Origin of the sequence: Sediminibacillus halophilus, from assembly GCF_900103695.1 — a bacterium.
Classification (GTDB): Bacteria; Bacillota; Bacilli; order Bacillales; family Amphibacillaceae; genus Sediminibacillus; species Sediminibacillus halophilus.
The window spans coordinates 126,540-138,310 of record NZ_FNHF01000004.1 but is presented as its reverse complement, the minus strand read 5'-3'; the positions used below and the strand labels follow the sequence as shown (position 1 = coordinate 138,310).

Annotated in this window: 9 protein-coding genes; all 9 read right to left on the bottom strand. The window is 43.6% G+C overall.

Annotation, left to right across the window (positions count from 1 at the left end; translation table 11 throughout):
• Nucleotides 1-448: 448 nt before the first annotated feature.
• The gene (locus tag BLR82_RS14560) at nt 449-658 is read right to left on the bottom strand and encodes a hypothetical protein (protein ID WP_074600209.1); all 210 of its coding nucleotides are present in this window, start codon (nt 656-658) and stop codon (nt 449-451) included.
• Between the two features lie 12 nt (nt 659-670).
• Nucleotides 671-1,936: a helix-turn-helix domain-containing protein gene (locus BLR82_RS14555; RefSeq protein WP_074600208.1), complete on the bottom strand. Its 1,266-nt coding sequence runs from the start codon at nt 1,934-1,936 to the stop codon at nt 671-673.
• Between the two features lie 246 nt (nt 1,937-2,182).
• Nucleotides 2,183-3,730: an L-glutamate gamma-semialdehyde dehydrogenase gene (pruA, locus tag BLR82_RS14550; protein ID WP_074600207.1), complete on the bottom strand. Its 1,548-nt coding sequence runs from the start codon at nt 3,728-3,730 to the stop codon at nt 2,183-2,185.
• Nucleotides 3,731-3,849: 119 nt separating this feature from the next.
• Entirely contained in the window at nt 3,850-4,965 is a 1,116-nt protein-coding gene (locus tag BLR82_RS14545) for a CamS family sex pheromone protein (RefSeq protein WP_074600206.1), read from the bottom strand.
• Nucleotides 4,966-4,977: 12 nt separating this feature from the next.
• The gene (ligA, locus tag BLR82_RS14540; RefSeq protein ID WP_074600205.1) at nt 4,978-6,981 is read right to left on the bottom strand and encodes an NAD-dependent DNA ligase LigA; all 2,004 of its coding nucleotides are present in this window, start codon (nt 6,979-6,981) and stop codon (nt 4,978-4,980) included.
• 15 nt (nt 6,982-6,996) lie between these two features.
• Nucleotides 6,997-9,210, bottom strand: a complete 2,214-nt coding sequence (gene pcrA, locus BLR82_RS14535; protein WP_425440907.1) for a DNA helicase PcrA — start codon at nt 9,208-9,210, stop codon at nt 6,997-6,999.
• Between the two features lie 26 nt (nt 9,211-9,236).
• Nucleotides 9,237-9,926, bottom strand: coding sequence for a heptaprenylglyceryl phosphate synthase (pcrB, locus tag BLR82_RS14530; RefSeq protein WP_074600203.1), 690 nt, complete (start codon nt 9,924-9,926; stop codon nt 9,237-9,239).
• 297 nt (nt 9,927-10,223) lie between these two features.
• Nucleotides 10,224-10,811 (bottom strand): class I SAM-dependent methyltransferase, encoded by a 588-nt coding sequence (locus BLR82_RS14525; protein ID WP_074600202.1) that lies wholly within the window; start codon nt 10,809-10,811, stop codon nt 10,224-10,226.
• Nucleotides 10,812-10,851: 40 nt separating this feature from the next.
• A complete protein-coding gene (locus BLR82_RS14520) occupies nt 10,852-11,751 on the bottom strand; it encodes an NAD(P)/FAD-dependent oxidoreductase (RefSeq protein ID WP_074600201.1) in 900 nt (299 codons plus the stop codon).
• Between the last annotated feature and the right edge of the window lie 20 nt (nt 11,752-11,771).

The window sequence follows — 11,771 nt, the reverse complement described above, 5'->3', positions numbered from 1 at the left end:
AAGTCTTCCATTTTTTCTCCTCCTTTTTTTATACATTATGTATGCATTTTCGTTTTTATCATTACGCGAAGGGTAAAAGCGAAAATACAGACACAACTTCTTCACTATATCATACATTATTTTTCAGAACATTGTAAAATTTATCGAAACTCCATTTCAATTAATAAATATGCATCAATTTGCCGATTTTTGTTTATATTTTGCGGTTAGGATAATATCTATTCACCAAAATTAATAAAATTAAATAACCATTCTTTGCTTAAAGCGTTTTTATTTGGCAGTTTTTACTGGTTTACAAAATTAAAAATACTTACCGGGCTCTTGTTTGAAATTCCCAATGAACTATCTACATAAAAAAAAGACCCGGAATAACGTTTATAAAACGCCATTCCGGGCAAGTAAGGTTTAGTAGGTAGTAGTATAATTAAAGCAATATAAAATTGCTTTATTAATAAAATAACTTTTCAGAAAAAATGCTTGGTTCTGCTTCTTTTGATAATTCAAAAGAGAAAATACTTGGTTCGGCCTCTTTTGATAGCTCAAAAGAAAAGATACTTGGCTCTGCTTCTTTAGAGAAGAACTCAGCTTGATTTCCAAACAAGTATGCCCCACCTAAGAACAAAATAGCTAAAAGTAATTTAGTAATACTTCTTTTCATTTTTTATCCTCCCTATATTTTAATTAATTGTTCATAAGCATAATTTGCTAGCTTATAATATTTTGTTGCTAGTTTATATTTTTTTAAATTCTCAAAATGGTTCCCAACCATATTAGTGTAAATTATTAAAGATGCATAATCCTTTTGTTTTTTCAAAAAAGGTATAAACGAATCTATAACTACTTTTTCAAACTTTTCATATTCATTGTTTAAAGCATGAGTATATGTTTTAAATTCGTAATCAAATAGCATGTATCTCTCTTTATCTACATTTTTCATCAACTTTAATCCTTGATCCAGCATTTCTCTGGATTTCTCATAATTTTGGCTCAGATAGTATTCCCTCATTAAAGAAGTAATAACTACCAGCCTATCCTTCATTTTTAAATGACCTTGTTGATCTAGGACATCCTTGAAACATGCTATTGATTTTTGTGTTTCACCTCGGGTTGCATATAAATGCCCTAAATTTATATTTGTAAGTTGGATCAGTTCGTCATTTTTATTTAACTTAGCAAGGTGTTGTGCCAGATTATAATTCTTTATCGCCTTGTCATAAATTCTAATTCTTCTATAAGAAATACCCAGTAAAATATGACATTGCGCACAACGAATGAAATTGTAGTTCTTACTGTATGCTTCTAATGCTTTGTTTGCATAATCAATAACTTCCAGTGTGTTACGTAATTTACTGTAAGTGACTGCCATGGTATATTTCAGATCAGCTGCTTCATCATCTGAAATGTCAATTTGATTGGCCTTTTCTTCAGCTAGTTTATATAAGCGGATCGCCTGACCAAATTCTTCTATGACGGAATTATAATTGCCCTTGAACTTCATCCAGAAATACAGCTGGTAGTTATCAAAGGTATTGGAAACTTCTTTCAGGTTGTTAATCTGCTTCAGAGCTAAATTGACTTCATCCATAATCAAGTAATAGCGGATTTTATGAATTTCGAATAATACCTGGGTGTGGGAATAGTTGTTATCGATAGTTTCCTGTAATTCCTGATACTTTGCCGTAATCTCTTCCTTGCTGTTGACCTCGAACAACATATCAAACCATGCCTGACACTTTTCTTTCAGCAAAGTGTCTTCTTCGCTTTTGACCTCAACTCCAAGCTTGGTGCACAGCAAGTTGATAACATCTGCACTTGGCTCTGTTCGGCGATTTTCAATCTTGGATAAATAGGACTCTGAAACAATTCCCTCTGCCAGCTCTTCTTGTGTCATGTTTTGTTTGATTCTATGCAGTTTGATAAAAGGGCCAATTTCCATAGATTGTCCACCACCTTGTACCTTTTGGGTAAATAACCTATGTTTATAGATGACCATTAGACCTATTGGACTAATCTATAAATATGGGTTTTTCCTGTACTTCCATCATATCACATTTCATAAAAATTCATATTGGGAAAGTTGAGAGGTAATTATGATGATTAAGTAGTCAAAAACTTTCCTACTTTCCTAAATAAAGAAACCCATTCCTTTTTATTACAAAAGGAATGGGTTTCTTATGGATATTTATAGCATTTCCGAAGTTGTCTTCGGTTGCATTAGATGGGACAAATAGTCTGGTCCTCCGGCTTTTGAATCAGTTCCCGACATATTGAAGCCTCCGAATGGATGATAACCGACGATTGCTGCGGTACAGCCTCGGTTGAAGTAAAGGTTCCCAACATGGAAATCTTCCCGTGCCTGTTCGATATGCTCTCGATTGTTGGTAATTACTGCACCAGTCAAACCATATTCGGTATTATTGGCAATTTCGATTGCCTCGTCGAAATCTTTTGCTTTTGTAAAGCCAACCACCGGACCGAAAATTTCTTCTTGCATAATCCGGGAATCCGGTGCTAGATCGGCGAAAACAGTCGGGTGAACGAACCAGCCTTGGGATTTATCCCCTGTTCCACCGGCCATCAGCTTGCCTTCCTGTTTGCCGACTTCAATATAATCAAGAATCTTATTATATGCTGCCTCATCGATAACCGGCCCCATGTACGTATCGTGACGGGTTGGGTCCTGGACATTTACTTCCTTGGTCTTCTCGACTACGCGCGCCAGAAGATCATCATAGATAGCTTCATGCGCTACGACACGGGAACAAGCCGAACATTTTTGGCCTGAGAAACCGAAAGCGGAATAGGTAATCGCATCGGCGGCAAGCTCAAGGTCAGAATTGTCGTCGACAATAATGGTATCTTTTCCTCCCATTTCAATAATGGAGCGTTTCAACCATTTTTGTCCCGGCTGTACAACCGCTGCACGTTCATAAATTCGGGTTCCAACTTCACGGGAACCAGTGAAGTTTATGAATCTAGTACGTGGATGGTCGACTAAATAGTCTCCTACTTCCGAACCACTTCCAGGAACGAAGTTTACAACACCAGCCGGCATACCAGCTTCTTCTAGCACTTCCATTAGCTTGTATGCAATGATTGGTGTCGTACTTGCTGGCTTTAACAACACCGTGTTGCCGGCTACCATAGGTGCTACAGTTGTTCCAGCCATAATCGCGAATAAGAAGTTCCATGGAGAAATGGTGATTCCCACTCCAAGCGGGATATAGTGCAGCCGGTTGTTCTCAACTTCGCGGCTGTTCACTTCAACGCCATTTTTCATATCAAGCATCTGGCGGCCGTAATATTCCATGAAGTCAATTGCTTCTGCCGTATCGGCATCCGCTTCTTTCCATGGTTTTCCGCCTTCTTTTACGAGGTGGGCAGTAAATTCATGCTTACGCCTGCGTACAATTGCTGCAGCGCGGAACAAAATATCAGCACGCATTTCTGGATTGGTTTTCCTCCACCATTCAAACGTTTCATCTGCTACTTTCATTGCTTTTTCAGCAAGGTCCTGATTGGCCTTTGATACATATCCAATCACTTCCGATTTATTCGCAGGATTGTAAGAAACGATTTTTTCCTCGGTAGTAATACGCTCTCCACCAATAATCAGCGGATACTCTTTGCCAAAGTTTTCTTCAGCTTTCTTCAGTTCCGCTTCCAACGCTTTACGGTTTTCATCAATCGTAAAGTCTGTAAAAGGTTCGTGCTTGTAAGGTGTTACCATGAACATGACCTCCTTATTCTATCAAACATTCTGGCCTGAACTTGCTTACTAGATTGTCAGGCTCAACCATTACCCATTTTAACCGAAAATGTCGCGCAATTCAAACGCTTTCGTAACGGTTACTGATAGATATGGACTTTAGGTTCATCCTCGCCCGCATCCCTTGTGATTAGGCTTTCCTGGCGCTGGTTGGACTTGATATTAATTTCCAGGTCATAATAATTTTCAAAGGTTTCCATAGCTAAACCATAGACATATTGGGTAAACCCTACTACTTCGGCTTTCCCTTGGAATTCAATCGGAATTTCTATTCTCAATTTTTTCAATTCATCATCGATATAGAAACCTTTACCGATTACCCCTGTATAATTCGGGAAATACTCCGCTACATCTTGTTCAAACGTCTTCATCCGATCGCTTTCTTCGGAGTAGTTTTCTTTCGCATCATCGGAAGGAAACAGCACGTTTTCTTCATCAATCGATTCCCAGTCACCGATGGAAGAAGAGTTGGCAGAAACGGAGGTCTTGGCTACGAATTCACCCGGAACAAGGGCATTGCGCTCTTCTTCCCGGTAAAGTGCAATCATGATCGGAACATTCGGCATGTCTTCCATCCCTCTGACACGCTCCAATATTTGCTGGGCTATTTTCTTCCCTTCGCTCAGCATCTCTTTCTTGCTGATGTCCTCATAATAATAGGGACCGCCTTTTTCTGTCTGGAAACGGTAGTTCGATTTCAAGGCGATTCCAATTGACATACCACCCAGTTCGACCGTGTTTTCTCCAGTTTTTTGCAAGTAGTCCTGTTCCAAAATGTGGGACAAGTACCTTGGATTATTCCGGTATACTTCTTTTTTCGCTCCCTCTTCAATCTCCGGGTTTAGCTCCTCAATCCAAGTGAGGACCGTGTCTTCATCGATTTTCTGGCCCTCTTGAAAATAGAACTTATCCGGGTCAAAGGTTTGCTTGGAATGCCTGCGCAAACCTTCTTCAAATTCCCCGATATCGAGACGGTTGGCAATTTGATCAACGATCACTCCCCGGGCTTTACTGACCTTGTATGGAAGAATTACCTTGTATTCTTCTTCCTTTACATTGTAGCTGGGAATGATGGCCGTTTCCTGGTTGGTATCATCCTGGTTTTCCTCGATGATCTCCTCATCATTATCAAAGGAAGGTGCACACCCAGCTATTGCTAGAAGCACACATAACCAAATGACTGCTTTTCTTTTCATTTCTGTTCACCCCTACTCTTCCAAGGCTCTCTTCAATTGTTCTTCGTCCCAGATTTCTACATCTAACTCTTTTGCTTTATCATACTTCGATCCAGCATCTTCTCCGGCAATCAATAAATCTGTTTTCTTGCTGACGCTTCCGGTCACCTTGCCACCAAGCATCTCGATTTTTTCTTTTGCTTCCGGCCTTGAGTAGGTTTCCATCTTCCCGGTCAATACGATTGTTTTGCCGGCAAAAATGGAATCCTCGGTCTTCTCCGATTTTTTCACGCCTTTATATTCCATGTTCAATCCGAGTTGCTTGAGTTCTTCTATTAATTCCTTCACTTGCGGTTTTTGGAAATAACGGACAACAGAATCAGCCATTTTATCGCCGATTTCATAAACAGCAGTCAACTCTTCATACTCGGCGGTCTGCAGTCTGTCCATGTGTTCAAATTCTTCTGCCAATGTTCTGGCCGCTTTGGCTCCGACGAAACGGATACCGAGACCAAACAAAAGGTGTTCTAAAGAGTTTTCCTTTGATACTTCGATGGCCTTCAACAAGTTGTCAACGGATTTTTCTCCCATTCGCTCCAACTTTAACAGTTCATCGCGTTCCAGTTTATAAATATCGGAAATATGGTGGACAAGGTTTTCATCAAATAACTGCTCGATCACCTTTTCCCCCAAGCCGTCAATGTTCATGGCATTACGGGAAACGAAGTGAATCAACCCTTCTTTCAACTGTGCGGGACAGTTAGGGTTGATACAGCGCAATGCTACCTCCTCCTCAAGACGGACGAGCTCGCTTCCACAGGCAGGACATTGGTCAGGCATATAGAATTCCTTTTCTTCGCCTGTCCGTTGTTCTTCTACTACCCGGACAACCTCAGGGATGATGTCACCGGCTTTTTTTATCACGACGGTGTCGCCGACTCGAATATCCTTTTCCCGGATCAAATCTTCATTGTGCAATGAAGCTCGTTGAACCGTGGTCCCGGCAACCTTGACAGGATCCAAAAGGGCAGTCGGCGTCACCACGCCGGTTCGGCCGACACTTAGTTCGATATCGTATAGCCTGGTGACCGCTTCCTCGGCGGGGAATTTATAAGCGATTGCCCAACGTGGGCTTTTGGCAGTGAAACCAAGCTGCTCCTGATGGTCCAGCCGGTCCACCTTAATCACGATTCCGTCAATATCATAGTCAAGGCTCCCCCGCTTCTCGACCCATTCGTTGACAAATTCGATTACTTCCTCGATATTTTCACACTTGCGCCATTCAGGGTTGGTTTTCAAACCGAGCTTCTGCATGTACTCCAGACGTTCACTATGGGAAGACAATGTACCGGCTTCCCACTGACCTACCCCATACAAAAAGACACTAAGATTACGTTTGGCCGCAATCCTCGGATCAAGCTGTCTCAATGACCCTGCTGCCGCATTGCGAGGGTTGGCGAACGGCTCCTCCCCATTCTGTTCCTTCGCTTCATTCAAAGCGAGAAAAGACTTTTGCGGCATGTATGCTTCGCCACGGACCTCGATTGGTTCCTTCTCGCTTATTTTCAATGGAATGCTGCCAATCGTCCGAAGATTGCTGGTTATGTCCTCTCCAACGGTTCCATTGCCACGGGTCGCCCCCTGAACAAACTTGCCATCTTCATATTTCAACGAGACAGCCAGTCCGTCGATTTTCAATTCACACACGTAGGTGACGGCTTCGCCAACTCCTTCACGAGCCCTGCGGTCGAAGGCGCGGAGATCCTCCTCGTTGAAGGCATTACCTAGGCTGAGCATCGGTACAGTGTGTTGGACTTTTTTGAACTCATCGATTGGTTCTCCCCCGACACGCTGCGAAGGAGAATCAGGCGTAACTAATTCAGGAAACTGCCCTTCCAGCTCAAGCAGTTCCTGTAGCCGTTTGTCGTACTCGGCATCTGGCACACTTGGTTTGTCCAATACATAATATTCATAACCATATTGATTTAGTTTGTCTCGTAATTCTTCGACTTTTTCTTTGGCTTGTTCCAGATTCATCTCATACACCTCAATTTATTCTTTAGTGATTGGTGCGAACTTTGCCAGAAGCCGCTTGATGCCTGTCGGTGCAGGAAAGGCGATATCCAGTTCCATCGCTTCGCCTTCGCCATGGACTTTGACCACCGTTCCCTGTCCCCATTTTTTATGATTGGCCTTATCCCCCGGCTGCCAGCCAATGCTTTCTCCACCAGTAGTCGCCGGGCGATTGATTTTCTTCGCTGATCGTTTTGGTGCAGCGAATGGATCTGGTTTCGATTGGGTCGGCCCGAAGCCGAACGGGGCTTGTTTAGCCTCTTCCAGTCCTTCCATCAACTCTTCGGGAATCTCATTGATGAAACGGCTGACCGGGTTCATATTAGTACGACCGTATAGCGTCCGCATTTTGGCATGGGTAAGGAACAATTGCTTCTCGGCCCGGGTAATGCCGACATAAGCAAGCCGGCGCTCTTCCTCCATCTCTTCGTCGTCCATGATCGAGCGACTGTGCGGAAAGACGTTTTCCTCCATGCCGATCAGGAAAACGACCGGAAATTCAAGCCCTTTTGCCGCATGCAGCGTCATAAGGACGATTTTATTATCACCCATAGGATCTTCATCGACCTTGTCAATATCGGCGATCAATGCCAAATCCGTCAAAAAGGCAATCAGGGTTTTATCCTCGCTGTTTTCTTCAAAATGCTTGGTTACCGTTTTGAATTCTTCCAAGTTTTCCAGGCGGCTCTGCGCTTCGATACTGCGCTCATTCTTAAGCATCTCTTCATAGCCTGTCCCTTTCAATACTTGTTCAACCATATCGGTGGCGGACAGGAATTCCTGTTGTTTCGTCCAGTTGCGGATCAAGGCACCGAATTCGGAAAGCGATTTGGCTGCCTTAGCACTCACACCGGTGAAATCAACTTCCTGGACGGCTGTGTACAAGGAGATTCCGTGCTCAGCCGCATAAGCCTGCAGCTTTTCCAAAGAGGTTTTCCCCACACCACGTTTCGGTTCATTGACGACACGCGCAAAGCTTAAGTCATCATCCGGATTGGCAATCAACCGCAGATAAGCGAGCATGTCTTTGATTTCTTTCCTGTCATAGAACTTGGTTCCGCCAACGATTTGATAAGGAATGTTTGCTTTGACAAACGTTTCCTCGATAGAACGAGACTGGGCGTTGGTCCGGTACAGGATCGCGATATCTTTGTACGTATAATCACCGGATGAAATAAACTCCTCCACTTTATCGGCAACGAACAACCCTTCATCCTGTTCGGTAGCTGCCTGGTAATAACGGATTCTGCTGCCCTCGTTGTTTTCCGTCCATAGATTTTTCGGTTTTCTGCCGGAGTTATTTTTGATGACCGTATTGGCCGCATCGAGAATCGATTTGGTGGAACGGTAATTTTGTTCGAGCATGACGGTGGTCGCATTCGGATAGTCTTTTTCAAAAGACAGGATGTTTTGAATATCCGCTCCACGCCAGCGGTAAATAGACTGATCGGAGTCCCCGACGACACAGAGATTCTGATAGCGGTCTGCCAGCTGTTTTACCAGGTAATATTGCGCGTGGTTGGTATCCTGGTACTCATCGACATGGATGTATTGAAAACGACGTTGATAATACTCCAGTACTTCCGGAACCCGGTCGAACAAGTTGATTGTCTGCATGATCAAATCATCAAAATCAAGCGACTGGTTCTTTCTCAATGTCTTCTGATAACGTTCGTAGACTTCGGCGATCTGTTTTTCATAAAAGCTTCCGACCGTTTTGCTGTATTCATCCGGGGTGACCAGCTCGTTTTTCGCCGAACTGATGGCTCCAAGCATAGCACGCGGCTCAAATTTCTTCGGATCGATATTCAAATCTTTCAAGATTTGCTTGATAACAGACAGCTGATCGCTGCTGTCGAGAATAGAGAAGTTGCTGTTGATGCCGATCCGGTCGATATCTCTGCGCAGTATTCGTACACACATCGAGTGGAATGTCGATACCCAAATATTAGCTCCATCTGGTCCGACAAGCTGATATACCCGATCCTTCATTTCCCTTGCCGCTTTATTCGTGAAGGTGATTGCCAGAATACTTCGTGGAGAAACTTCTTTTTCTCCAAGTAAATAGGCAATCCGGTGGGTAAGCGCACGGGTTTTGCCACTTCCGGCTCCTGCCATGATCAGTAGCGGTCCTTCTGTATGGGTTACCGCTCTCCTTTGTTCTTCGTTCAATCCTTTCAGCAAGTCATCCATCGTTTGACTCACATGTGACACCACCTTTATTTATTTCCCTTGACTGCTTTGACAGTTTTCAATGCATTTTTCAGATCATCGTACACACTGTTTCCGACGACAACTACGTCTGCATATTGCTTCATTTCCTCTGCTTGGCCAGGCGCTGATACGCCTCCGCCGTAAAATAGCAATGTTTCGTCAAGCACCCTGCTAACTTTTTCAACCAGCTGGGGATCTCCATAAGTACCACTATACTCCAGATAAAAAAACGGCAAATGGAACATGTTCTCTGCCATTTGCGCATAGGCAACGACATCTTCATCGGACGGAATAAAACTGTCGGTTACCTGAAAAGCCTTTGCCTTCTCATTTAAAATACAATAACCTTCGACAAACATCTCATTCCAGTCGATGACCTCGCCGTATTCTTTGACAGCTTGGTGCTGCAGATCAAGCATCCACTTCTTGTCTCGGCTGTTGAGCACCATCGGTATATAGTAAAAATCAAAGCCCGGGGTGATTGCCTCCAAGTTGGAAACCTCCAAAACGACAGGAACCGTAAAACGGCGAATCCTTGCCAACAGATCCAGGACGTTATCCAAAGTGACATTGTCGGTGCCGCCGACGATCACTGCGTCCGTGCCCGATTCACATATCCGTTCCAAAGCTTCCTCCGATATGTCCTTATCGGGATCCAGCTTGAAAACATGCTCCCACTGCTTCATATCATACATTAAACAACTACCTCCATCCGGAGCCGGCCACGGCCCGGCTGCTAAAGTGAGCCCCTGATTGCACAGAGGTTCTAACATATATCCATCTAATCATTATACCAAAAAACAATCAATGAAAAGAGTGAAAAAAGAGTGAAGTTTTGGATGGATTCCGAAAGAAGGACCTGGGGACAGTCCCCCAACACACTAATACTGCGTCGTTCTACCGAGACAGTGCGTTGGGGGACTGTCCCCGAGAAAAAACCGCCTGGTTTCGGTTCCAAGCGGTTTTCCTGATTGTCTTCCTCCGGAGGAGTGCTATTTTTGTGCAAGGAGAATGTACACCTTATCGGTAGGTTTCAGCTTCTTGACGACACGGAAACCCTCCTTTACCATTTCCTGTTCCATATCTTCGGCGGCAATTCGAGGATGATGGTTGTTGTCCTCCTCGCGCTTTTCCAACTCGACACAGACAAAATATCCTTCCGGTTTCAGTACTTGCCTGATTTGCTGCAAAGATTTGGATAAGGGGTCGATTTCATGAAGAACCAGCGACGCAATTGCTATATCTACCGAATCTCCAGGTAATGGTATATCATCAATCCGTCCGTTTAATGTCCGGACATTCATCAGATTGTGTTTTTTCGCCTTGGATTGGATAACCTCCAACATGTCAGGGTCTACATCCAATGCATAAACCGGTCCACCAGACGTCTTTGCGGCGGGAATCGTTAGATAACCCGTCCCGGCTCCTAAGTCCAAAAACGTGTTTCCCTGCTTGACCGGAATCATACTCAAAAGCTGATCCGGGGGTATATCCCCTCTTTTATGCGGATTCTCGAGGAATTCTATTTTTCTCGCCAACCGTTCCTTTTTCATCCGTTCACCATGCTTATGTTTTTCCATTTAGTTTACTCCTCCTCTTTTTCAATACCTGAGATCGTTTTTAAAAGTCTTCATTCACTAAATCTGCTACTACGCCAATCGCTGTTCTACTCCCCTCGCTTGCGGCGATAACCAATTGGGCAGGGGCAACAAGGGCATTATCCCCACATGCATACACCCCTTCGACCTCCGTACGGCCGAAATCATCTGTTTCTACTCCGCCCATTGTGTTCAAGGAACACCCTAAACTTTCTATTAGTGAGGATGCCTGCTTGAGCTCGCTCGCAACAAAGCCGCCTTCTCTTTCCAATTCCTCTCCTCCCTTGAATCTGATTATTTTCAGCTGGCCCTTGTCACCTTGAAAACTTTCTATTTCCTTGTCGATGACCCGGATATTTTTCTTCAACAACAATTCACTCTGTTCTGCTGTGAAAGGAGTTTTTCCATTCGTACAAACAACCAGGTCTTTACTCCAGTTAGCTATCAATTTCACTCCATGCATAGCACGCTCATCTTCTGCTACGACGACTAGTGGACGGTCTCTTAATTCCCACCCATCACAAAACGGACAACTGAACAAACTCATCCCATAAAATTCATGAATTCCTTTGATATCAGGCAATACATCTGTTAGTCCTGTGGCTAAAATGACCTTTCTGGTTCGATAACTATTACCATCATTCGCATAAACCAAAAAAGTCCCTTCTTCTTTTTGAATATCCGTCACCCGTTGATTCTGGATTTCAATACTGGGGTATTCCTCCAATTCTTCCTTGGCAAGTCGTTTGAATTCCGATGGTTTAATCCGATCTCTTGTGATAAATCCATGAGATTCATACGTGACAGCATTTCTTGGTTTGTCTTCATCGAATAGCACGATTTTCTTTTTTGCCCTAGCAAGGACGAGTGATGCATTTAATCCCGCCGGTCCTCCTCCGACAATTACACAATCTAACAACATATCTGTTTCCTCCTTAAATA

Excerpts from the sequence above, each read along its gene's own strand:
- BLR82_RS14560 (WP_074600209.1), bottom strand. The coding sequence starts at position 658 with ATGAAAAGAAGTATTACTAAATTACTTTTAGCTATTTTGTTCTTAGGT.
- BLR82_RS14555 (WP_074600208.1), bottom strand. The coding sequence starts at position 1,936 with ATGGAAATTGGCCCTTTTATCAAACTGCATAGAATCAAACAAAACATG.
- pruA (WP_074600207.1), bottom strand. The coding sequence starts at position 3,730 with ATGGTAACACCTTACAAGCACGAACCTTTTACAGACTTTACGATTGAT.
- BLR82_RS14545 (WP_074600206.1), bottom strand. The coding sequence starts at position 4,965 with ATGAAAAGAAAAGCAGTCATTTGGTTATGTGTGCTTCTAGCAATAGCT.
- ligA (WP_074600205.1), bottom strand. The coding sequence starts at position 6,981 with ATGAATCTGGAACAAGCCAAAGAAAAAGTCGAAGAATTACGAGACAAA.
- pcrA (WP_425440907.1), bottom strand. The coding sequence starts at position 9,210 with ATGGATGACTTGCTGAAAGGATTGAACGAAGAACAAAGGAGAGCGGTA.
- pcrB (WP_074600203.1), bottom strand. The coding sequence starts at position 9,926 with ATGTATGATATGAAGCAGTGGGAGCATGTTTTCAAGCTGGATCCCGAT.
- BLR82_RS14525 (WP_074600202.1), bottom strand. The coding sequence starts at position 10,811 with ATGGAAAAACATAAGCATGGTGAACGGATGAAAAAGGAACGGTTGGCG.
- BLR82_RS14520 (WP_074600201.1), bottom strand. The coding sequence starts at position 11,751 with ATGTTGTTAGATTGTGTAATTGTCGGAGGAGGACCGGCGGGATTAAAT.